Consider the following 23450-nt stretch of genomic DNA (forward strand, 5'->3'; position numbering starts at 1 on the left):
GGTTGCCCGGCCGCGGTGTTTTGCGTTGAGCCTGCGCTGAGGGCGTAGAAGTGCGAGTGGCGTTGACCCTGGTTACAGGGTCAACGCCACTGGGCCGAATGCCAGCCGTACGTCAGATGTACATCGCCGGGTCGATGTAGGTCGTCGGGTCGACGGCGGGCTCACGCTGCTTCTCGGTGCGCGGACGCACGATCGCGGGAATGCCCGTCGCAATGGAATCCGCCGGGACATCGTGTGTGACAACGGCATTCGCGCCGACGGCGGAGTCGTCACCGACACGGATGGGACCGAGCACCTTGGCGCCCGCGCCGACCGTCACCCGGTTGCCGATGGTGGGGTGGCGCTTGCCCTTGTTGAGACTGCGGCCGCCGAGCGTGACGCCGTGATACAGCATCACGTCGTCGCCGATCTCGGTGGTCTCGCCGATGACGACGCCCATGCCGTGGTCGATGAAGAACCGTCGGCCGATGGTCGCGCCCGGGTGAATCTCGATGCCCGTGAGGAACCGCGTCAGCTGCGCCAGTACCCGGGCCGGCCCGCGCCCGGCCGGCCGGGCCCACAGCTTGTGGGCCAGGCGGTGCGACCAGATGGCGTGCAGGCCGGAGTACACCAGGGCGTTCTCGAAGTCTCCGCGCCCTGCCGGGTCGTGGCTGCGTGCGTTGTCCAGGTCCTCACGGAGAGTGGAGAACAGGCCAGAGAACAGCTCCATACCCTCAGTCCCGGATGTGTTCGTACAGCGCCGTGGAGACGTACCGCTCGCCGAAATCAGGGACGATCACGACGATCAGCTTGCCGGCGTTCTCGGGGCGCTCGGCCAGCTGCAGTGCCGCCCAGACGTTGGCGCCCGCCGAGATGCCGCCCAGGATGCCCTCTTCGGCGCCCAGCGCTCGTGCCACCTCGATGGCGTCCGGGAAGGAGACGTCGATGATCTCGTCGTAGACCTCGCGGTCCAGGACCTCGGGGATGAAGTTCGCGCCGATGCCCTGAATCTTGTGGGGCCCGGCCTGGCCGCCGGTGAGGATGGGGGAGTCGACGGGCTCGACGCCGACGATCTTCACATCGGGCTTGCGGGCCTTGAGGACATGCCCGACACCCGTGAGGGTGCCGCCGGTGCCGATGCCGGCGACGAAGATGTCGACCTCACCGTCCGTGTCGGCCCAGACTTCCTCGGCTGTCGTCTTCTCGTGGATCGCGGGGTTGGCCGGGTTGGCGAACTGATCGGCCGCGACGGAGTTCGGGGTCTCGGCGAGGATCTGCTTGGCCTTGGCGACCGCGCCGGCCATGCCCTCGGCGCCCGGCGTCAGCACGATCTCGGCGCCGTAGGCGCGCAGCATCACCCGGCGTTCCAGGGACATGGTCTCCGGCATGGTCAGGATGACCTTGTAGCCACGGGCGGCACCGACCAGCGCCAGCGCGATGCCGGTGTTGCCACTGGTGGCCTCCACGATGGTGCCACCGGGCTTGAGTTCGCCGGACTGCTCGGCGGCGTCGACGATCGCCACGCCGATACGGTCCTTCACGCTGTTGGCCGGGTTGTAGAACTCCAGCTTCGCGACAACCTGAGCACCAGCGCCCTCGGTCAACCGGTTCAGCCGGACCAGCGGGGTGCGCCCGACCAATTCGGTGACATCGGCGTAGATCTTGCCCATTGGTGACCTCTCGTCAGCGCTAGCTTGGTGAAATTGTGCGTGCCCGCGCGGGCACCTGCCGAATCTGCTGAATCGCAGGTGCTCCGTCAAGGGTTTCGATCATCACAAAATCTATCTGCTCGAGACAACGCGTTCCCTACGGGTGGGTATTTCATACCTCGATGCGGGAACCCAGGATGACCGTGCGGTCGGGCGGCAGCTGGAAATAGGCCGCGGCGTCGGATGTGATGTACGACGTACCGATGAAAAGCCTTGTCCGCCAAGGTGCCATGGAGGGTTCCTTGCCCATCACCAGATCGACCTTGGACAGGAAGTAGGTGGCTCCGGCGAGGTCGAGCGGACCCTCGGTGCGGGCCGAGTCCAGCAGCGCCAGCGCGGCCGGCACGTTGGGCCGGTCCATGTATCCGTACGTCGCGGTGACGTGGATGATGCCGTCGTCGGTATAGCCCAGATCATCGACCGACAAACGGTCGGCATCGGTGACGCGCGGCACCGTCGCCGTCGTCAGGGACAGCACCACCACGTGCTCGTGCAGCATCCGGTTGTACTTGACGTTGGCGCGCATGGCCAGTGGCGCGGTCTCGATGCCGCGATTGAGGAACACCGCGGTGCCCGGGACCCGGGTCAGCGGCGGCTCGCTGGAGACGATCGAGTCGACGAACTGGCGCAGCGGGCCCTCGACCTTGTCGCGGGCCCGGGTCACCACCACGCGGCCCTCCTGCCACGTGGTCATCACCGTGAACGCGATGAGCCCGATCAGGAGCGGCAGCCAGGCCCCGTGCACCAGCTTGGTCAGGTTGGCGGCGAGGAACAACAGGTCCACAGTGAGCAGCGGGGCCCCGATCGCGATCACCGACCACAGGGGCCAGTTCCACCTGGCGCGCGCGATGTTGAGGAACAGCAGCGTGGTGATGGTGATGGTCCCGGTGACCGCCATGCCATAGGCGTAGCCGAGTGCCGCCGAGCTGCGGAAGGCGAACACCAGCGTCAGTACGGCGATCAGCAGCATGCTGTTGATCCAGGGCACGTAGATCTGGCCCATGGTCGACGCCGATGTGTGCAGGATGCGCAGCCGCGGCAGGTACCCGAGGTGGGCGGCCTGGGCCGCGACGGAGAACGCTCCGGTGATCACCGCCTGTGACGCGATCACGGTGGCTGCGGTGGCCAGGAGCACCATCGGTAGCCGGCCCCACTCGGGTGTCAGGAGGAAGAACGGGGCGTCGTGAACCGTGGGGTTCTGCAGCAGCAGCGCGCCCTGACCGAAATAGCTCAGCATGCATGCCGGGAAGACCAGCAGCAGCCAGGCGAACGTGATCGGCTTGCGGCCGAAATGGCCCATGTCGGCGTAGAGGGCCTCGGCGCCCGTTACCGACAGCACGACGGCGGCCAGCGCGAAGAATGCGATGTGGAAATGCCCCGCCATGAAGCCCAGCGCGTACATCGGGTTCAGCGCGCGCAGGATCTCGGGCTCCCTGGTGATCCCGCTGACGCCGCACGCGCCGATCACCGTGAACCACAGGATCATCACCGGGCCGAAGAACTTGCCGACGACCGCGGTGCCGTGGCGTTGCACGCTGAACAGGGCGATGATGATCACCGCGGTGATCGGCACCACCCAGTCGGCGAGGCCGGGGTCGAGGGTTTTCGCACCTTCTACGGCGGACAGCACCGAGATGGCCGGGGTGATCATCGAGTCACCGAAAAACAGTGCGGCACCGAGAATTCCGAGCGCTGCCAGGAACGCCGCGGTGCGCTTACCGAGCTTGTTCGACGACCGTTTCACCAGGGTGATCAGCGCCATGACGCCGCCCTCGCCGTCGTTGTCGGCCCGCATCACCAGGCTGACGTAGGTGATGGTGACGATCAGCATCACCGACCAGAACACCAGGGAGACGACGCCGTAGATGTTGTCTCGGCTGATCGGCACCGGATGCGGGTCATCGGGATTGAACAGCGTCTGCATGGTGTAGATCGGGCTTGTCCCGATGTCACCGAAAACGACGCCCAGCGCGCTGACGGCCAGGCCCACTCCCAGCCCATGCCGACCGGTGTCGGGGTGTGTGCCCACGCGCGGTGCCTCCTTGGTCCGGATCGTTGGTCGACGATCCGGATGGTAGGCGAGTTGGGCGCCGGACGCGGTCAGGTTCGCAGCGCGGGGGATGCCGGGTTGCGTCGGTTGACGCGGCGGCACATCAGCAGGACGGCTGCCGGCAGCGCCAGCATGGACAGCAATTGCAGCAGGTCAGACATCGGCGGTCCCGGACATTCGCATGAACCCGAGTCAACCGGCACCGGTGTTCCGGTGCCACGATCCATACGGAATCCATACGGCGAGCGCCCCGGTCTTGCCGGGATTCAGATGGCCTCGGGTTACGCGGCGGCGCGCGCGGCGACGACGGCGTCGAAGCGGTCCAGCACGGTGTCGGCGACGAGTCGGTGCGAGCCCAGCGGCTGCGCCATCGGAATCCGGTGTGCCGCGGCGAATTCGGCGACGCGGTCGGTGATCCGGCCGTGGGCCAGGAACCATGGCGCGATGATCAGCCGCGTCGCGCCCTGATCGAGCAACAGGGCGGTGGCTTCGGCCAGGTTGGCCTGCGGGCCGGTGGCGAAGGCCGTCGTCGCCTGCCAGTGGGTACCCGCGACCAGTCCGGTGGCGACCGTACCGGTGCGCTCATTGGCGGCCGCCGACGACGACCCTACGGCCGTCACCAGGACGCCGACGCCCGAGTCCAGCCGGGATACGCCGGCGTGCGTGAGCCGTTGGCCCAGAACATGAATGAGCCGGTCGTCCTCGCCGAGAACCGGCGCCAGTTTGATGGCCTGCCGGACCGCCGGATTCGCGTCGGCGATCATCTCCGGGATGTCGACGCGGGCGTGATAGGCGTCGGCCAACAGCAGCGGTACCACCACACCGCCCGCGGGCGAATCGGCCAGCACATCGCGCAGATTCGGCGAATTCTGCTCACAGAACGCCACTTTGACGTCGACGTCGCGCCGCAGGGCAGCCACCGTTCGAGCCACCTCGCGGGCGTTGGCCGCGGACCGCGGGTCGGCACTGCCGTGCGCGGTGAGGATCAGTTGCACAGGAATCTCAGGACGCGTGCAGACCGCACTCGGTCTTGGCCAGACCGGCCCAGCGACCGCTGCGGGGGTCAGCACCTTCGGCAGGCTTCTGGGTGCACGGGGCACAGCCGATGGACGGATAGCCTTCCTCCACAAGCGGATTCACCAGAATGCCGTTGGCTTCGATGTACGCCTGCATGTCTTCGTCGCTCCACGCGGCGATCGGGTTGATCTTCACCAGACCGAACGCCTCGTCGAAACTGATCAGCGGCGCGTTGGCGCGCGTCGGCGCCTCCACCCGGCGGATGCCCGTCACCCACGCCGAGTAGCCCTTGAGCGCCTTGGACAGCGGCTGCACCTTGCGCAGGTTGCAGCACTGCGCCGCATCCCGCGCGAACAGGTCCTTGCCGAGGAGCTGATCCTGCTCGGCGACGGTGTGCTCGGGCGTCACGTTCACCACGTGCACGCCATAGACGGCCTCGACGGCGTCGCGGGTGCCGATGGTCTCGGCGAAGTGGTAGCCGGTGTCCAGGAACAGGACGTCGACGCCGGGACGGACCTTGGCCGCCATCTCGACCAGGACGGCATCTTGCATGTTGGACGCCACGACGTACCGGCCGGAGAAATTCTCCTCGACCCAGCGCAGCAGTTCCTCAGCAGTGGCGTCGGCCAGTTCGGCAGCGCCGCGCTCGGCCAGTTCCCGTAGGTCAGCTTCCGATACGTCTGTCATGTCAGCGGTCACCTCAAGTCAGCTTCGTCGGCCCGAACGGCCCATTGGGCGAAACGCTCTCCGGCCTCCCTTTGTTTCGCGAAGTTGCGCACGACACGGTCGATGTAGTCACCGAGCTCGGTGGCCAGCACCTTGTGCTGGCGCAGCTTGCGTCCGAAGCCGCTGTCCAGGCCCAGGCTGCCGCCCAGGTGCACCTGGAAACCCTCCTCGGGACCGTTGCCGTCGTCGATCATCTGGCCCTTGAAGCCGATGTCGGCGATCTGGATTCGCGCGCACGAGTTGGGGCAGCCGTTGAGGTTGATGGTGACCGGCACGTCCAGCTGCGAGTTCAGGTCGGCGAGCCGCTGCTCGAGCTCCGGGACCAGCGTCTGCGCCCGGACCCGGGTCTCGGCGAACGAGAGCTTGCAGTACTCGATACCGGTGCAGGCCATGAGGTTCTTGCGCCAGTGCGACGGCCGGGTCTGCAGGCCCAGCGCGTCCAGGCCGGCGACGAGTTCCTCGACCTTGTCGTCGGGCACGTCGAGGATGACCAGCTTCTGGTAGGGGGTCAGGCGGATCCGATCGGAGCCGGCGGCCGCGGCCAGGTCGGCGACCTTGGTCAGGATGGTGCCCGACGAGCGGCCGGCGATGGCTGCGACGCCGACGGCGTTCAGGCCGTTCTTGAGCTTCTGCACACCGACGTGATCGATGGTGTGCGGCACCTGCTCGGGCGCCGGGCCGTCGATGAGCTTGCGGCCGAGGTATTCGGTCTCGAGAACTTCGCGGAACTTCTCGACGCCCCAGTCCTTGATCAGGAACTTCAGGCGGGCCTTGGACCGCAGGCGGCGGTAGCCGTAGTCGCGGAAGACCTTGGTGATGCCTTCCCAGACGTCGGGCACCTCGGCCAGCGGCACCCAGGCGCCGAGGCGCTGGGCCAGCATCGGGTTGGTGGACAGGCCGCCGCCGACCCAGACGTCCAGACCGGGGCCGTGCTCGGGGTGGTTGACGCCGATGAAGGCGATGTCGTTGATCTCGTGCGCGACGTCCTGCAGACCCGAGATGGCGGTCTTGTACTTGCGCGGCAGGTTCGAGAACTCGGGGTTGCCGACGTAGCGTTTGACGATCTCGTCGACGGCCCAGCTCGGGTCGAGCACCTCGTTGAGGGCCTCGCCCGACAGCGGGCCGCCGAGCACGACGCGCGGGCAGTCGCCGCAGGCCTCGGTGGTCTGCAGGCCGACCGATTCGAGGCGACGCCAGATCTCCGGCACGTCCTCGACGCGGATCCAGTGGTACTGGATGTTCTCGCGGTCGGTGATGTCGGCGCTGTCGCGCGCGAACTCGACCGAGATCTCGCCGATGGTCCGCAGCGCGGCACTGGTCAGGGCCCCGCCGTCGCAGCGCACCCGCATCATGAAGTAGGGGGCCTCCAGCAGGTCGGCGTTGTCGTCGCCGGTGTAGGTGCCGTCGTAGCCCTGCTCGCGCTGGGTGTACAGACCCATCCAACGGTAGCGCCCGCGCAGATCGTCCTTGCTGATCGACTCGAAGCCCTGCTTGGAGTGGACGTCGATGATGCGCTGCCGCACGTTGAGGGCGTCGTCCTCCTGCTTGAACACCTCGTTGGGGTTCAGCGGTTCACGATTGCCCAATGCCCACTGGCCTTCGTCGCGGGTCTTGGCGGGTTTTGCTGTTGTCACTGGGGGGTTTCCTTCGCGCAAGAGCAGGCGTTGGATCACGCGTACGCCGGGGGCTGTCCGGCACTGCCGATCCTGTGCCGGCTGAAAGATCTGGTTGTCAGAGCTGAGGCATCAAGGCGGGCATCAAGGCAGACAGCAACAGCTGCATACGCGCTTGAAGTCGACATGCCGCCGCATTACCAATGCGGAACCGAGGGTGCGGTTGAGGCTGGCGGACACCCGGCCATTCTGCCACGAACAGGACATTCGGCCTAACCGGGCCAGGTTCGAAATCATCGCGAGCAAAAAGGTGCCCCTGCCACGCACATCGCTCGCCAATCGCACGATGGGACACTGGTTGCCATGACCGACGCCCAAACCAGCGCTACCGGGCCGTTCGGCATCTACATTCACGTGCCGTTCTGTGCCACCCGCTGCGGCTATTGCGACTTCAACACCTATACCGCCAGTGAGCTGGGCGGGGCCAGTCCCGAGGGCTGGCTCAGCGCGCTGCGCACCGAGCTGGCGATGGCCGGGGCCCAGGTCGAGCTGCCGGTCGACACGGTGTTCGTCGGCGGCGGTACCCCGTCCCTGCTGGGTGGTTCGGGGCTGCGGGCCGTGCTCGACGCGGTGCGGGACAATTTCCGCCTCAGCCCCGGCGCCGAGGTGACCACCGAGTCCAATCCGGAGTCGACGTCGCCCGAGTTCTTCACCGAGTTGCTGGACGCCGGCTACACGCGGGTCTCCCTGGGCATGCAGTCGACGGCGCCACACGTGCTGGCGGCACTCGACCGGACCCATTCGGCCGGCCGCGCGCCGGCAGCTGCGCGGGAGGCACTGGCGGCCGGGTTCGCGCACGTCAACCTCGACCTCATCTACGGCACGCCGGGGGAGTCCGACGACGATCTGCGCCGGTCGGCCGATGCCGCGATCGAGGCCGGCGTCGACCACGTCTCGGCGTATGCGCTGATCGTCGAGGACGGCACCGCGCTGGCCCGCAAGGTCAGGCGTGGCGAGATCCCCGCCCCCGACGACGACGTGCTCGCGACCCGCTACGAGCTGTTGGACACGCACCTGAGCCGGGCCGGGCTGGACTGGTACGAGGTGTCGAACTGGAGCCGTCCCGGTGGTGAATGCCGGCACAATCTCGGCTACTGGGACGGCGGCCAGTGGTGGGGTGCCGGACCGGGAGCGCACGGGTACGTCGGGGTGCGGCGGTGGTGGAATGTCAAGCACCCCAACGCTTATGCCGAGGCGCTGGCCGGCGGCCGGCTCCCCGTCGCGGACTTCGAGGAGCTCGACGACGCCACCCGGCACATCGAGGACGTGATGTTGCGGTTGCGGCTGCGCTCCGGGCTGCCGGTTGCCGTGCTGACCCCGGCGGAACGCGACCGGGCTCAGGGGGCCGTGGCTGACGGCCTGGTGACAGTCAGCGAAGACCGGCTGGTGTTGACCGATCCGGGTCGCCTGCTGGCGGACGCCGTGGTACGCGCAGTTCTGGACTGAGGTTTGTGCTCTTGCGTCACATGTGCCTCACAAGTTGAAATACGCACTACCCGTTGATGATTGGCGTTGTTTCATGTCGTCCGAACGGGTGATGGTGGATTCGGTGCCAAATCGTAATATGGCTCGTACGCCTCTGATCGAGGCATCTGTTGAGCGGAGATCCAAAGGGGTCTGACTTGGAGAACAGCTAACTCGACGAAGTGCTGACAGCACTCAAATTCACTCTGTCGATTCTCGGCGGCGCGCAGTTGTGCTCGACCGAAGCTGATCGATAGCTCTTCGTTACCGGCGGACCGCCCAGTCGATGAGTCTGCCTGTCCCGACGCCGTCATGCGTCCCGACCCGGTCAGCGGTGGGTCTGAACCGCTCACCAGTGGACGGCAGTGCTGCCTGTGTCGGTGCTCCCTGTGTGGCGCGTAGGTCTTACCGCGCGTCAAAAAGCTTGTATGTCAACGGTTTTGGAGTATCTCATGAACAAGAAGGTCGCTGGTTTGTTCGGTACCGCAGCCCTGGTCGGGGGCGTGACCGCGGGGATTGTGGTCGCCGGCCCGGCCTCGGCGGTGCCGTCAGGATGTCAAGGCGGTTGGAGCCCGTGGGGCGGTGGCAGCTATTGCGACGGTCAGACCTACGGCGACGGTAGCTACGACCACTGCGCCAACGTGACAGTGCTGGGATTCGGAGGCATGCAGTGCGGCCGTGTGTGCCCGCCCGACCCGGCGAACCCGGCCATCCCACGTCCTTATGACGGTCGTCCTTGCTGACTGGCCGGCACGTCCGCCGAGGAACCGTCGCAGTCCTGCTGATCCTGCCGCTCGTGGCCGCGGGTGCGTCACCCGGTGGCCTGCCGAGAGTGGTGCGGGTGGTGACCGGCGAAGCGCAGCCGGCTGACCGGATGGGCAGGTCAGACGAGGATCAGATTCGGGACACGCTGCGGGCGATCTCGGACTCGTACAACCGGCAGGACGTCAGGAGTGCGCAGCTGCTGTTGTGCGCGCCGGCCCGGTCGCAATGGAACGCAGGCTTGGAGCGCGTCTGGATGCGGTTCCGACGCGACCACGGCGTCATGCAGTTCACGGTCGACTCGGTTCTGGTGCGCGGCACGCAGGCCGATGTCAGCGGAACTCAGATGTATGCGAATGATGCTGTGCCCAAACCATTTACGGCCAAGTTCGGTCGTGGTCCGCATGGCTGGAGGATGTGCTCGAGCACCTAGTCGCGGTGGTACATGTCGGGCGTGGTGAACCGGCGTCGAAAGCGGTCGTCCGGGGGTACGTGGGCAATTATTCTGAGGTTAGGCTAAATTAACTTCTGTGACCGCTGAAGCCACCGAAACGGCCTCCGAGACGCGTATCGCGTTGCCATCCGACATTGCTCCGGCCGATCTGGTCGCGTATCTCGCGGCTGAAATCCCGGAGCGCTCCGGCGTCGATTACGTCGGTTACGAGCATGCGGGTGAGTCGGCGCTGGCCATCGGCGTGCGCACCGCCATCGAACTCGACAGCGACGAGCTGCGGATCATCGACGCGGGCGGCGTCGTCGCCCGTCAGGAGTGGAGCGGCCGGCCCGGTGAGGTGCTCGGCGACGCCGTCGACCGACTGCTGCTGGAGACCGATCGGCTGTTCGGTTGGGTCGCTTTCGAATTCGGGGCCTACCGGTTCGGGTTGCAGCAGCGTCTGCCCGCGGGGACCCCGCTGGCGCGGGTGTTCAGTGCGCACACCCAGGTCGTGGTCACCGACGGAGAGGTTCGTGTCTCGGGCGACGGGGACGTCGTGGTGGAGGCGCTGGAACGGGTGCTGCAGAACGGGATTCCGGCGGCCGGCGTCATTCGTGCCGTCGATGTGAGCGTCGACGGCAGCGACTACCGGTCTCGGGTTGCCGCTGCGGTCGGCGAGATCGTTGCCGGCGACTATCAGAAGGTGATTCTGTCGCGACGGTTCGAGGTGCCGTTCGCGGTGGACTTCCCGGCGACGTACCGGGTGGGCCGGGCCAACAACACCCCGGTGCGGTCGTTTCTGTTGCGGCTGGGCGGGATTCGCGCCCTCGGCTTCAGCCCGGAGCTGGTGGCCGCCGTCCGCGCCGACGGCACCGTGGTCACCGAGCCGTTGGCCGGAACCCGCGCCTTCGGCCGCGGCGTCGATCACGACCGCGCGGCCCGTGATGACCTGGAATCGAACTCCAAAGAGATTGTCGAGCACGCGATTTCGGTGCGCAGCTCGCAACAGGAGATCGCCGAGGTGGCCAAGCCGGGCACCACGGTGGTGAGTGACTTCATGACGGTGCGCGAGCGCGGCAGCGTGCAGCACCTGGGCTCGACGGTGTCCGGGGAGCTGTCGGAGCACATGAACCGGATGGATGCGCTGGAGGCGCTGTTCCCGGCGGTGACCGCCTCCGGCATTCCCAAGGCCGAGAGCGTCGAGGCCATCCTGCGGCTGGACGAGGCACCGCGTGGACTGTATTCGGGCGCGGTCGTGATGTTCAGCGCCGACGGTGGCATGGATGCGGCGCTGACGCTGCGCTCGGCCTACGAGGCCGACGGCCACACCTGGCTGCGCGCCGGTGCCGGGATCATCGCCGAGTCGACTCCGGAACGCGAGTTCGAGGAGACCTGCGAGAAGCTGACGACGCTCGCGCCCTATCTGGTGCCGCGTCGCTGACCTGGCAGATCAGCGCCGCCGGGACGTCGGCTGCCGCCCTTTATAGCGCTGCTGATGCGAAGTCGTTACCAAAAAGTGACCTGCGGGGTATGGTGCACCGGTGGACAAGGCCGGATTAGCTACCGCGACGCGCTCCCGGCGCCGTTGGTCGGTGGCCCTGGCAGCGGTGGTGATGCCGGCTGCGGCGTTCCTCACCGCCGGTACCGCGACGCAGACGCTCACCACGGCCGCTGACGTCGATGTCTGCTGCGCGCAGGTGGTCCTGGCTGGGCCGACGGCGCCGCATCCGAGTTCGCTGATCGTCGCCGAAGCGGCCGAGAGCTCACGCGCCATGGCGCGCACCATCGCTTTGCCGGTGGGTATCGCCGCCGAGCGCGGGCTGCAGGTCGACACCATTCTCGCGGAACGGGCCGTCAGTGCGACGTTCCCGGAGATCACGACGATGACCGGGGTCCGCCCGGACGCGCTGCGCTGGCACCCCGAAGGTCTGGCGCTGGACGTGATGGTGCCGAACTACGGGTCGTCCGCCGGCAAGGCGCTGGGGGACCGCATCCTGGCGTACGTACTGGCCAATGCGAAGCGGTTCGATCTGAACCACGTGATCTGGCGCCAGGCGATCTATTTCCCCGACGGCACCGCCCACCGGATGCCGGACTACGGCGGGCCCGACGCCAACCACTACACCCACGTGCACATCTCGACCAACGGCGGGGGCTACCCGACCGGCAACGAGGCTTACATCATGTCGGCGTCAGGACCGAGTCTCGTCAAGAGTGGCGGCGCCGTGAACGCGGTCTTCGTCAGCGCGCACTGAGTCCGCCACGTCCGCCCGCCCGGCGCTGACCCTGGCTGCCGCGAGCGCAAGGGTGAAGAGCGCCAACAGGATCCATCCTGTTGTGGTACCCAGCCCGTACTTCGCCATCAGCAGGAGCGCCGCCCCGGCAGCGCACACCAGCGCGCCGGCCACGGTCGACGGGATTCCGGTCGCCCGGACCCGGGCGTCCCACCACCGCAACGGGTTGTGCTCGAGCGGGGACAGTGCCAGGAACATGATCGTCATGACCACCGCGAAGACCAGTGCCCGGATCGCGATGTTGCGCCAGAACTGCGGGTCGGCAGGGTCGTAGGCATCCAATCCGACCGCATGCAGGCCGAACGTCGCGATCGCGATGGCCGCGATGTGCCACAGGTACAACGTCATCGCCCCGCTGTTGCCCACCACGATCAGGTACCAGACACGGGGCCGCTGCGCCCAGCGGCCGACCGCAGCGGCACAGGCGATGAACAGGCTGGGCATCCAGATGCATTGCAGTGCAAGCAGAAGTGTGGGCGGGGTGACGTTCGACATCCGTTCGATCCCGGTGACCACCAGTGACACGTCGTACGGGCCGTACGTGGCAACCAGCACCTGCACGGCGAGCGCGACGGCGGCGATCATCAGCGCGGTGCGGGGCGAGATGAGACGGTGGGCGTAGGCCGCGCCGATGACCATCGGAATCAGCCAGACCACAACAAGATTCGCGGCGCCCGCCTCCAAGGTGTGAGTGCTGATGCGGACCCAGTCACCGAGTGCGGCGACGGCCATGAGGGCCGCGACCACCAGCGCCGCCGACCGGCCCGTGCGCAAGCGGGCCAGTGCCGGGACGAACGCCAGCACGATCAGATACGTGCCGAGGAACCACAGCAGCGCCACCGCCTCGTTGCCCAGGGCCGCTGCCGATTCGGCGCCCATGGTGAACCGCACTCCGATCAGGGCGACCGTCCAGGCGCCCAAATACCACAGTGCCGGTCGGCACAGGCGTTGCGCCCGGGTGAAAAGCCATGTCCCCCAAGGCGTGCCGTCCTGCCAGCTGTAGACGCCGGCCGCGGCTCCGGCGAAGAAGAACAGCGGCATGACCTGAAGCACCCAGGTGGCCGGCTGCAGGCTGGGGACGGCGCCCAGCGTATTGCCGATCTGGACGCCGCCCGAGGTGATGGTGGCGAGCAGCAGGGTGCAGTGGCCGAACATCACCACCAGCAGCGCCCCGAGCCGCGCCACATCGATGCTGCGGTCACGGTCGGGCGCGGTGCCGTCGATCACGGTGCGGAAGTCGGGCAGGAGTTTCGGCATGAGCTGATGATGCCCCAGCGCAGCGCGGCGCGGATGAGTGTGACTACTCAGAACCCGTGGATACCGCCACGGCGTCGACGGCAGCGTCGTGCTGCCCGACGAATCGGCGGATGCGGGCCACCGCGAACACGATGCAGAGCACCACGAGGGTGGGGCCGGTCGCGACGATGACGAACTGCGAGAGGTCGACCGGGTAGTTGAAGATCATGTACAGCGCGAAGGCGGGATAGAACCCGCAGAGGAGCCCGAGTCCGACGCACAGTTGGGTGTGCAGGCTGTGCCATTCCTGGATGCTCTGCTCGGTCCAGCCCCGGTCGGGCAGGACCGCCTCGGCGAGGGCGGGGGAGATGACGCCGGCGACCTTCTTCGAATTCGGCTTGCGCAGCAGCCCGCTGATGGCGAACGACCAGACCAGCAGCGACATGGGGACGAGTTCGAGGGCCTGGACGATGCGCGGGTTCCTGGTGGTGAGCGCGATGGTCAGCGAGCACACGGCGCCGACGATCACCATGACGTTGGCGGGCTCGACCTGCCGTTTGCGCACCATGGTCAGCGCGCCCTGCGCGGCGGCGGTGATGATGGCGCCGACCAGCGCCAGGTACGGCTCGAAGTCGAACATGCGCAGCACGTAGTACGCGATCAGCGGCGGCACGGTGTTGATCGCGGTGTTGACGATGTACTCGCGCAGGGTCTTCGGGGTGTCGGACATTGAGGCTGGCTCCTTGCTGCTGGGGGTGGTCGAGGGTCAGGCGAGGGTCGCGATGATGGCTTTCTTGTCGACCTTGCCGACCGCGGTCACGGGCAGTGACGGCTGCGCGATCAGGGTGTCGGGCCGGCTGTGCACGGCGACACCGCGGTCGTCGAGATGGCTGTTGAGGTCGCTGAGGCTGACGGCTGGTCCACTGAAAACGACCACCGCGCAGATCTTTTCGCCCAGATACGGGTCGGGCAGCGGCACCGCGGCAGCGGCCCGGATCGACGGGTGCGTGAGGAGGTGTTCTTCGAGATCGAGCGCCGAGATGGTCTCCCCGCCCCGGTGGATGACGTCCTTGATGCGTCCGGTGACCTCGAGATAGCCGTCGGACCGGCGGCGCACCCGGTCTCCGCTGCGGTAGAAACCATCGGGGCTGAAGGACCGCTCGTTGTCGGACGGGGCGCGGTAATAGCCGCCCAGCGTGTACGGCCCGCGCACCAGGAGTTCGCCTTCGCCGCCGACAGGAACGTCGACGCCGTCTTCGTCGACGATGCGCAGTTCGTCGTCGGGACACAGCGGTGCGCCCTGGGTGTGATCCAGCAGTTTGGGATCGTCGCCGGGACGGGTGTAGTTGATCAGGCCCTCGGCCATGCCGAAGACCTGTTGCAGACCAGGGGTCAGAGCGGCGCGGGCGGCTGCGGCATCCGGCGCGGAGAGCTTGGCGCCGCCGACCTGCAGGAGCCGCAACGTGGTGGGGCGCTGCGGTTCCCAGTCGCAGGCCTGCGTCCACAGGTTGGCCAGCGCGGGGACCAGTGCGCAGACGGTGACGCTGTGCCGCGCGATGGTGGCGAACGCGGACTCAGGGCTGTGGTCGGTGGTGAAGACGGTGCTGGCGCCGACAGACATGGCGCCGAGCAGGCCCGGGCAGGCCAGCGGGAAGTTGTGTGCTGCCGGCAAGACCGCCAGATATACGTCGTCGCCGGTCATTTCGCACAGGGCGGCGCTGGCGGTGGCGTTGTAGTAGTAGTCGTCGTGGGTGCGCGGGATCAGTTTCGGTGCACCCGTGGTGCCGCCGGATACCAGGAGCAGCGCGGGTTCTGCCGTGGTGATTGTCGGTGCGGGTACCGGAGCCCGCCCGAAAAGTGAAGTCCAGCTGGTGAATTCACCGGCCTCGCCGTCGACGATCACCTGCCGGAGCGCCGGGTGGTCGATGACCAGTTCGCGCGCCATGTCCCGGTAGTCGAAGCCGCCGAACCGGTCGGCGATGACGAGGGCGACCGCGCCGCTGACCGTCGCGAAATGGCTGAGCTCGGCGCGGCGGTGGGCGGGCAGGCACATCACGGGTACCGCACCCGCGCGCAGCAGTCCGAAGAGGGCGATGGCGAAGTCGGCGGTGTTGGGCAGTTGCAGCAACACCCGGTCGCCGATCTCGATGCCGAGAGCGGCGAACCCGGCGGCTGCTTCTGAAGCCAGCTGATCGAGTTGAGCAAACGTGTGTGACGTGCGCGGATCGACGACGGCGGTGCGGTCCGGCCACTGGTGTGCGGCATTGGTCAGCAGGATGTCCAGGGGTTTACCGACCCAGTAGCCCGCCTCGCGGTAACGCTCGGCGCGATCGTGCGGGAACGGAACGAATCCGTTCAGCAAATGCTGATCGGCCTCGGTGGAGACGGTGGTGCGCGTCACGGCGGATCCCTCGGGGTAGTCGTGGAGGTAGCAGCAATATAGGGTAGCCTAATCAAAATTAGGACAGCCTGTCTTTAATGATTCGGGAGGGTGTTGTGGGCGTCGTGGCAGTGAATTCGCAGGCCATCCGCGAGGAGGTCGCCGAACTGCTCGGTGTCCGTACCGACTCCCTTGACCCTGGCGCCGACCTGATCGGCCAGGGGCTGGACTCCATCCGGATGATGTCGTTGGCCGGCCGCTGGCGTAAGCAGGGCATCGACATCGATTTCGCGGCGCTGGCTGCGGAGCCCACCATCGCCGCGTGGTCGGGGCTGCTGTCCGCGGCGGGTGGGCTGCACAGCGCGGATTCGGCCGCAGCGCAATCTGATTCGCGGACCGATGCGGAACACGACCAGCCGTTCGGCCTGGCCCCGATGCAGCACGCCATGTGGATCGGCCGGGAAGACGACCAGCAATTGGGTGGCGTCGCCGGGCATCTCTACGTGGAATTCGACGGCCACGGCGTGGACGCTCGGCGATTGACCGCTGCCGCAACGGCATTGGCGGCCCGGCACCCCATGCTACGGGTGCAGTTTCTGCCCGACGGCACGCAGCGCATCGGTGCGCTCGACGGTGACTTCCCGGTGACGGTCACCGACCTGCGGGACCTGCCGGCGGACCAGATCGCGGCGCAGCTGGCCGCCACCCAGCGTCGCAAGGCGCATCAGCAGTTGACCGACCAGGTCTTCGAACTGACCCTGACCCTGCTCCCGGATGGCAAGACCCGCCTGCACGTCGACCTGGACATGCAGGCCGCCGACGCGATGAGCTACCGCACCCTGATGGCCGATCTCGCCGCGCTGTACGGCGGCGCCGACCTCACTCCGCTGGCCTACACGTACCGCGAATACCGCACGGCCGTGGCGCAATCGGCCTCGTCGCCCAACCCCAAGGCCGACGCGGACCGGCAGTGGTGGGCTGATCGACTCCCCGAACTGCCTGACCCGCCCCGGCTGCCGCTGGTACCGGTCGCCGAGCAGGACGACCCGCGGCACACCACCCGCCGTTTTCACTGGCTGGCCCCCGACGTGCGGGACGCGCTGTATGCCGCCGCTCGCCGGCGCGGCATCACACCGGCGATGGCGCTGGCAGCGTCATTCTCCGACGCCCTGGCGTGCTGGTCGGCCGGGCAACGTTTCTTGCTGAATGTGCCGCTGTTCGGGCGCGACCAACGCCATGCCGACGTCGACCGGCTCGTGGGCGACTTCACGTCGTCGCTGCTGCTGGACGTCGACCTGACCGGTGCGACCACCGCCACGGCGCGCTGCGGCGTGCTGCAGAAGAGCTTCCGCAGTGCCGCAGCGCATTCCGAGTACTCCGGACTCGAGGTGCTCCGCGATCTGAGCCGGCACCGCGGCACCCAGGTGCTCGCGCCGGTGGTGTTCACCAGCGCACTGGGCCTCGGCGAACTGTTCGGCTCGGCGGTCATCGAGACGTTCGGCACCCCGGGCTGGATCAATTCCCAAGGGCCGCAGGTGATGCTGGATGCCCAGGTCACCGAGTTCAACGGTGGCGTGTTGGTGAACTGGGACGTGCGCGAGGACGCCTTCCCCGACGGCGTCATCGACGCCATGTTCGCCCGGCACATCGCCGAACTGGAGCGCCTGGCCACCGACGACGCCGCATGGGAGGCGCCCACGCCGGAACCGATGTCGGCGGCGCAGCGCATAGTCCGCGATGCGGCCAACAGCCGCACCGCGGCGCCGAGCGGCGCGGCACTGCACACCGGCTTCTTCGCTTCGGCTGCCGCCCGGCCGGCTGCCACGGCGATGATCGCCGAGGCCCGGCAGTGGACGTATGCCGAACTGGCTGAGGAAGTTTCGGCCGTCGCATCGGCGTTGCAGGTCGCCGGCATCGTGCCGGGGGACACCGTCGCCGTGCTCGGTCCCAAGGGCGCCGACCAGATCATCGCGCTGCTCGCCATCCTCGCGGCGGGTGGCGTCTACCTGCCGATCGGCGTGGACCAGCCGGCCGACCGCACCGAGAAGATCCTGGCCACCGGCGGGGTCCGGATGGCTTTGTACTGCGGCGATCTGACGCCGTCCTGGAAGCCGTCGCTGACCGTGACCGAGGCGCTGCGCATCGGGCGCCGCGCAGCCGGGCCGTTCATCCCGGCCGCCACCGATCCGCACGAGCTGGCCTACGTGCTGTTCACGTCCGGCTCCACCGGTGAGCCCAAGGGCGTCGAGGTCACGCACGACGCGGCGATGAACACCGTGGAATTCCTGTACGGGCACTTCAACATCGGGCCGGAGGACCGCTGCCTGGCGCTGGCCACCTTGGAATGCGACCTGTCGGTGCTCGACATGTTCGCGACCCTGGCCACCGGCGGCAGCATCGTCGTGGTCGACGAGCCGTACCGGCGCGATCCCGACCGCTGGGCCGCCCTCATCGCCGAACACGGCGTCACGGTGCTCAATTTCCTGCCGGGCTGGCTGGAGATGCTCGTAGAGGTCGGTGCCGGGCGGCTGGACACCGTCCGGGTCGTGCTCACCGGCGGCGACTGGGTTCGGACCGCCATGGTTCGGCACCTGCAGGCGCAGGCCCCCGGCGTGCGCGTGGCCGGCCTCGGCGGCGCTACCGAAACCGCCATCCACGCAACCATTTTCGAGGCCGGCGAGCTGCCTGACTCCTGGTCGGCGGTGCCCTACGGCGTGCCGTTCACCAACAACGCGTGCCGCGTGGTCAATGAGGCGGGCCAGGACTGCCCCGATTGGGTGGCCGGCGAACTGTGGTTTACCGGGCGCGGCATCGCCTCGGGCTACCGCGGCCGGGCCGACCTGACCGCCGACCGCTTCGTGCGCTACGCGGGCCGAACCTGGTACCGCTCTGGAGATTTGGCGCGCTACCGGCCGGACGGCATCCTGGAGTTCGTCGGGCGTGCCGACCACCGCGTGAAGATCAGCGGCTACCGCATCGAGCTCGGTGATGTCGAGGCCGCGCTGCAGCGGGTTCCCGGCGTCCGCGCGGCAGTGGCCGGCGTGGTCTCGGGAGGCGAGCGCGGCCACGACGTACTGGCGGCCCTGGTTTCGGTCGACGATCCGGACCTCACCATCGAGCGCATCACAGCGGCGGTGGCCGAACTCGTGCCGCCGCACATGATTCCGCGGCAGCTGCAGGTGGTTGCGGCGATCCCGTTCACCGTCGGAGGTAAGACGGACCGCCGCGCCGCGGCCGGACAACTGGCGGCTCTCGTGTCGTCGGCCGAAGGCGCGGGACGGGCGCTGCCGGAAACGATGCTCGAGAGGGCGCTCGTGGCCATCGTCTCCGAGCTGCTCACGGCCGAGGCCGGCGTTGACGACGACTTCTTCGAGCTCGGCGGCGACTCGGTGCTGGCCACCGCCACCGTGGCGCGCATTCGCAAGTGGCTCGACACCCCGACCGTGGGTGTGCCCGACATTTTCGCCGCCCGGACCGTGCGGGCGCTGGCCCAGCGGCTCGTCGGCCGCGAGGACGAAAGTGGGCGACTGGAATTGGTCGCCGAGCTCTACCTGGAGATCGCTGAGATGAACCACGCCGACGTGCTCACCGCGCTCGATCCGGCGGCCGTGTCATGACCGAGATCGATACCGCTTCCGCGACTGAGTCCACTGGCGCCTTTGCGCCTTGGATCAAGCACTACCCGGGCTCCGGCGGTACCGGGTCCGTGGTGGTCTTCCCGCACGCCGGCGGCGCCGCGGTGGCCTACCGGGATCTGGCAACCACCTTGTCGGACAAGGGCATCGACACGTACGTCGTGCAGTACCCGTGCCGCGCCGACCGGTTGGCGCATCCGGCGCACCCGACGGTCGAACAGTTGGCCGCCGATCTGTTCGCCGCGGGCGATTGGGCGGGCGCAGGCCCGCTGCGGCTCGTCGGGCACTGCATGGGTGCGGTGGTGGCCTTCGAGTTCGCGCGCGTCGCCGAACAGAACGGCGCCGCCGTGCACAGCCTGTGGGCATCCGCCGGGCAGGCGCCGTGCGACGTGGTCGACGCTCCGCCGCTGCCGACCGGGCCGCGCGAGATGCTCGCCGAGATGGTCGATCTCGGCGGCACCGACCCACGGCTGCTGGCCGACCCGGATTTCGTGGAACTGCTGCTGATGGCCGTGGGTGCTGATTACGAAGCCCTCAACCGGTATGTGGGCGGCGGCCGCATCGCTGCCGACATCCATGCCCTCGGCGGACGTGACGACCACCGCATCGACCGGGAGATGCTGCAGCGCTGGGAGAATCACACGTCGGGTGCCTTCACCCTCGCGGAGTTCGACGGCGGCCACTTCTACCTCAACGACCAGTTGGATGCGATCGCGGACGTGATCAGTGCGGGCTGACTCGATCAGTACGGACGATCCGGTGGTCATCGTCGGGATGGCGGTCGAAGCCCCGGGCGACGTGGACAGCGCCGAAAGTTATTGGCAGTTGCTGTCTTCCGGGCGCGAGGCACTGAGCACCTTCCCCGAGGACCGCGGCTGGGCCGTGCGCGACCTGCTCGCGGGCTCACGCCGCGACGGGTTCAAGCGCATCCACAACCGCGGCGGATTCCTGGCCGGTGCAGCACTGTTCGATCCCGCCTTCTTCGGTATCTCGCCGCGGGAGGCGGTGGCCATGGATCCGCAGCAGCGCGTCGCGCTGCGCGTGACGTGGCGGGCGCTGGAAAACGCCGGCATCAACCCCGATGATCTGGCCGGGCATGACGTCGGCTGCTACATCGGCGCCTCGGGCGCCGGATACGGCCCCGATCTCGCTGAATACTCCGACCTGACCGGGCACCTGATCACCGGGACGTCGCTGGGGGTGATCTCCGGACGGATCGGCTACCTGCTGGGCCTCGATGGGCCGGCGCTGACGATCGACACGTCGTGCTCGTCGGCGCTGACCGCGTTCCACACCGCCGTGCAGGCACTGCGCTCGGGAGACTGCAGCATGGCGCTGGCCGGTGGCGTATGCGTGATGGGATCGCCGGGTTACTTCGTCGAATTCGCCAAGCAGCACGCCCTCTCGGACGACGGACACTGCCGGCCGTACAGCGCGCAGGCCAGCGGCACCGTGTGGGCCGAAGGCGCCGGCATGTTCGTGCTGGCACGAAAGTCGGTGGCGCAGCGGGGCGGTCACCGCGTGCTCGCGGAGGTCCGGGCCAGCTGCCTCAATCAGGACGGGCGCAGCACCGGATTGACCGCGCCGAGCGGGCCGGCGCAGGCGCGGCTGTTCGGCCGCGCGCTCGATCTCGCCGGCGCCCGGCCCGACCAGATCGGGATGATCGAAGGGCACGGTACCGGGACCAAACTCGGGGACCGGACCGAATTGAACTCGCTGGCCCAGACCTACGGTGCCACCGCACCCGGCCAGGGCGCGGTCCTGGGTTCGGTGAAATCCAATGTCGGACACAGCCAGGCCGCCGCTGGTGCGCTCGGCCTGGCCAAGGTTCTGGTGTCCGCCGAGCACGCCACCATCCCGGCAAGCCTGCACACCGCGCAGGCCAGCGCCGAAATCGACTGGAGCGCACAGGGACTGCGGCTCGCCACCGATCACACCCCCTGGCCCGCTGTCAACGGGGAGCGCCTCGCCGCGGTCTCGGCTTTCGGCATGAGCGGCACCAACGCGCACGTCGTCGTCGCGATGCCCGTCCAGATAGAGGAGCAGGTGGCGTGATGAGCCTTTCCCGCTTTCCCGACGGCCGCGTACCCGTCCTGCTCAGCGCGCACACCGAAGAACTCCTGGCCGCCGAGGCGACCGGTGTCGCCGACTACCTGGACCGGGCCGGTGCTGTGGGCATGGGTGCGGTGGCCGCGATGCTGTTGCGGCTCCGTCGTCGACGCCGGTTCCGGGCCGTGGTGCGGGCCCATGACGCCGCCGAGTTGGCCGCCGCGCTGCGGGCACTGGCGGCAGGGGAGGAGCATCCCCTGGTCGCGGTCTCCTCGCGGACCGCAGCGCCGCGGACGGCTTTCGTGTTCCCGGGCAACGGCGGCCAGTGGCCGTCGATGGGCACCGACGCATACCGGCAGTTGCCGGTGTACCGGGCCGCGGTCGACCGGTGTGCCGACGCGTTCGTCGCGGCAGGCATCGACTCGCCGCTGGCCTTCCTGGTGGACCCGGTCGACCGGGAGTGGACGCAAATCCACAGTCAGAGCGCGCAGTTCACGCACGCCGTGGGCCTGGCGTCGGTGTGGAAGGCCCTGGGCATCGAGCCCGACGTCACACTGGGGCACAGCCTCGGCGAGATCGCCGCGGCATATGTCGCCGGTGCCATGACGCTCGCGGAAGCCGTCGCCGTGGTCATCGCCCGGGCGGGCGCATTGGACAGCCTGGCCGGTGATTTCGGTGCCGCGAGCCTGGGTGTGAGTGTCGACGAAGCGCTGCAAGCGGTTTCGGACGCCGCCGGCTGGATGGAACTGTCCGTGGTCAACTCGTCGGCCTCGGTGGTGGTGTCGGGGGACCGCGGCGCGGTCGCAGACCTGGTGTCCGACCTGCAATCGCGCGGCCGCTTCGCGCGCGTCATCGCCATGAGCTTCCCCGCCCACACCAGTGCGCTGGAACCGCTGCGGGCACAGCTGCTGGCCGGTGTGCCTGCGGGTCAGTTCCGTGCCGGGACAGTGCCATTCATCGGATCGGTGACCGGCGCGACCATCGTGGCGGGTACGGAATTCGGCGAGTACTGGTACCGGAACCTGCGGCACACCGTCCGCTTCGACCGGGCCGCCGCCGCCGCGCGCGACAACGGCGTCGAGGCCTTCGTCGAGATGTCGGCACACCCGGCGCTGCTGCACGCGCTCGCCGATACCGATGCGCCGGTCATCGTCGGGTCGGGACGCCGCGACGAAAACCTCGCCGACGTGCTGTCCGACAACATCGCCACGGTGGCCGTGTCCGACCCCGGTTACGACTGGGCCGGGCACATCGAGCCGAATCAACCCATGCTGCACAGATTTCCGCATGCGCCCATGGCGGCGATGCACCTCTGGGCCACGCCCGAACCGCTGCCCCCGGTGGCCGGGCTGACGGTCAGCGCCGAGCAGTGGCTGCCACAGCCGGACGAGACCGTGCCGCTGATCATCCGGCGCGCCGCGGTACTCGAGTTGCCGGGACCGCGCGGTGAGCTCGCCGACCATCTGCGCGACGGCGTGCGGGCCAATCTCGGCACGGTGCTGGTCGAGCCGGCCGACGCCGATCTGCTCATCGTCGTCGCACCAATGCTCGACCACCCCGATACCGAGGCGGCGATCACCGACCTCGCCGAGCTGATCGGCGACGGTCTGTGCGACTATCCGAACGCCATTGGGCCGCAATGCACCGAAGTGTGGTTGGTGACGGTCGGCGGCGAGCACGTGCGCGACGACGAGCCGGTGGCGCTGCCGGCCCAGGCGGCCCTCGCCGCCATGCACCGCGGCATCGGGTTCGACCATCCCGACCAGTCCTTCCGCCATCTGGACCTGGCGTCCTGGGAACTCGACGTGCCCGGGGCGTCCGCCGTCGTCGAGACCATGCTGGGCACCGGTACAGAAGTGGCCCTGCGGGATTCGCAACAGTACCGACGAGGCTTTGAGACCCTGCCGGATGCGGATGCACCGGCGCCCGGTCTGCTGGACAACGTCGTGATCACCGGCGGCAACGGTGCGGTCGGCCTGCATTTCGCGCGGACCCTTGCCGCGGCGGGGGGCCGCCCCCCCCCGCGGGCGGGGGCCCCCGGGC

At 68.3% G+C, this 23450-nt stretch carries 19 protein-coding genes; 9 read left to right on the forward strand and 10 right to left on the reverse strand.

Going from position 1 to position 23450, the window contains the following annotated elements; genetic code table 11:
- Positions 1-112: 112 nt before the first annotated feature.
- The 7 genes from epsC to EB75_RS30200 all read right to left on the reverse strand — a co-directional run bounded on the left by epsC (position 113) and on the right by EB75_RS30200 (position 7391).
- The gene (gene epsC, locus EB75_RS19080) at positions 113-709 is read right to left on the reverse strand and encodes a serine O-acetyltransferase EpsC (protein ID WP_073696885.1); all 597 of its coding nucleotides are present in this window, start codon (positions 707-709) and stop codon (positions 113-115) included.
- A gap of 4 nt (positions 710-713) precedes the next feature.
- Entirely contained in the window at positions 714-1649 is a 936-nt protein-coding gene (cysK, locus tag EB75_RS19085) for a cysteine synthase A (RefSeq protein ID WP_073696886.1), read from the reverse strand.
- Between the two features lie 151 nt (positions 1650-1800).
- Positions 1801-3717, reverse strand: coding sequence for a potassium transporter Kup (locus EB75_RS19090; protein WP_073696887.1), 1917 nt, complete (start codon positions 3715-3717; stop codon positions 1801-1803).
- 302 nt (positions 3718-4019) lie between these two features.
- On the reverse strand, positions 4020-4733 hold the full coding sequence (locus tag EB75_RS19095; RefSeq protein WP_073696888.1) for a sirohydrochlorin chelatase: 714 nt from the start codon (positions 4731-4733) through the stop codon (positions 4020-4022).
- Between the two features lie 7 nt (positions 4734-4740).
- The gene (locus tag EB75_RS19100) at positions 4741-5442 is read right to left on the reverse strand and encodes a phosphoadenylyl-sulfate reductase (protein WP_073696907.1); all 702 of its coding nucleotides are present in this window, start codon (positions 5440-5442) and stop codon (positions 4741-4743) included.
- Positions 5443-5450: 8 nt separating this feature from the next.
- The gene (locus EB75_RS19105) at positions 5451-7115 is read right to left on the reverse strand and encodes a nitrite/sulfite reductase (RefSeq protein WP_142239704.1); all 1665 of its coding nucleotides are present in this window, start codon (positions 7113-7115) and stop codon (positions 5451-5453) included.
- 123 nt (positions 7116-7238) lie between these two features.
- The gene (locus tag EB75_RS30200) at positions 7239-7391 is read right to left on the reverse strand and encodes an Ms4527A family Cys-rich leader peptide (protein ID WP_353651656.1); all 153 of its coding nucleotides are present in this window, start codon (positions 7389-7391) and stop codon (positions 7239-7241) included.
- Positions 7392-7457: 66 nt separating this feature from the next.
- Here EB75_RS30200 and hemW point away from each other — a divergent pair, with 66 nt between their 5' ends.
- The 5 genes from hemW (at position 7458) to EB75_RS19130 (ending at position 12068) form a co-directional block, all read left to right on the forward strand.
- Positions 7458-8600, forward strand: coding sequence for a radical SAM family heme chaperone HemW (hemW, locus tag EB75_RS19110; RefSeq protein WP_073696889.1), 1143 nt, complete (start codon positions 7458-7460; stop codon positions 8598-8600).
- A gap of 470 nt (positions 8601-9070) precedes the next feature.
- A complete protein-coding gene (locus EB75_RS19115) occupies positions 9071-9361 on the forward strand; it encodes a hypothetical protein (protein ID WP_073696890.1) in 291 nt (96 codons plus the stop codon).
- The gene (locus tag EB75_RS19120; RefSeq protein WP_073696891.1) at positions 9355-9813 is read left to right on the forward strand and encodes a hypothetical protein; all 459 of its coding nucleotides are present in this window, start codon (positions 9355-9357) and stop codon (positions 9811-9813) included. The genes EB75_RS19115 and EB75_RS19120 overlap by 7 nt, the downstream gene beginning before the upstream one ends.
- 97 nt (positions 9814-9910) lie before the next feature.
- Entirely contained in the window at positions 9911-11254 is a 1344-nt protein-coding gene (locus tag EB75_RS19125) for a salicylate synthase (RefSeq protein ID WP_073696892.1), read from the forward strand.
- Between the two features lie 100 nt (positions 11255-11354).
- The gene (locus tag EB75_RS19130) at positions 11355-12068 is read left to right on the forward strand and encodes a VldE C-terminal domain-containing protein (RefSeq protein ID WP_286150248.1); all 714 of its coding nucleotides are present in this window, start codon (positions 11355-11357) and stop codon (positions 12066-12068) included.
- On the opposite strand, the gene EB75_RS19135 is transcribed toward EB75_RS19130, so the two are convergent.
- From EB75_RS19135 to EB75_RS19145, 3 genes are read right to left on the reverse strand one after another with little or no spacing between them, the layout of a single operon-like run.
- Positions 12006-13364 carry an acyltransferase family protein gene (locus EB75_RS19135; RefSeq protein ID WP_073696894.1) on the reverse strand — a complete coding sequence of 453 codons (1359 nt, stop codon included), beginning with the start codon at positions 13362-13364 and terminating at the stop codon, positions 12006-12008. The two genes, EB75_RS19130 and EB75_RS19135, sit on opposite strands and share 63 nt — an antisense overlap.
- Before the next feature lie 43 nt (positions 13365-13407).
- Positions 13408-14073 carry a VC0807 family protein gene (locus EB75_RS19140; RefSeq protein ID WP_073696895.1) on the reverse strand — a complete coding sequence of 222 codons (666 nt, stop codon included), beginning with the start codon at positions 14071-14073 and terminating at the stop codon, positions 13408-13410.
- 36 nt (positions 14074-14109) lie between these two features.
- Positions 14110-15744, reverse strand: a complete 1635-nt coding sequence (locus EB75_RS19145; RefSeq protein WP_073696896.1) for a (2,3-dihydroxybenzoyl)adenylate synthase — start codon at positions 15742-15744, stop codon at positions 14110-14112.
- 104 nt (positions 15745-15848) lie between these two features.
- Between EB75_RS19145 and EB75_RS19150 the strand changes: the two genes are divergently transcribed.
- From EB75_RS19150 to EB75_RS19165, 4 genes are all read left to right on the forward strand, one after another.
- Positions 15849-19340 (forward strand): non-ribosomal peptide synthetase, encoded by a 3492-nt coding sequence (locus tag EB75_RS19150; RefSeq protein ID WP_353651655.1) that lies wholly within the window; start codon positions 15849-15851, stop codon positions 19338-19340.
- Positions 19337-20095: a thioesterase II family protein gene (locus EB75_RS19155; protein ID WP_073696898.1), complete on the forward strand. Its 759-nt coding sequence runs from the start codon at positions 19337-19339 to the stop codon at positions 20093-20095. Before EB75_RS19150 ends, EB75_RS19155 begins: the two co-directional genes overlap by 4 nt.
- Positions 20085-21413, forward strand: a complete 1329-nt coding sequence (locus tag EB75_RS19160; protein ID WP_073696899.1) for a beta-ketoacyl [acyl carrier protein] synthase domain-containing protein — start codon at positions 20085-20087, stop codon at positions 21411-21413. Before EB75_RS19155 ends, EB75_RS19160 begins: the two co-directional genes overlap by 11 nt.
- Positions 21413-23450, forward strand: a 2038-nt coding sequence (locus EB75_RS19165; RefSeq protein WP_073696900.1) for an acyltransferase domain-containing protein, incomplete at its 3' end; no start/stop codon positions are given. The genes EB75_RS19160 and EB75_RS19165, both read left to right, overlap by 1 nt.

It is taken from the genome of Mycobacterium sp. ST-F2, from assembly GCF_001905655.1.
Taxonomy (GTDB): domain Bacteria; phylum Actinomycetota; class Actinomycetes; order Mycobacteriales; family Mycobacteriaceae; genus Mycobacterium.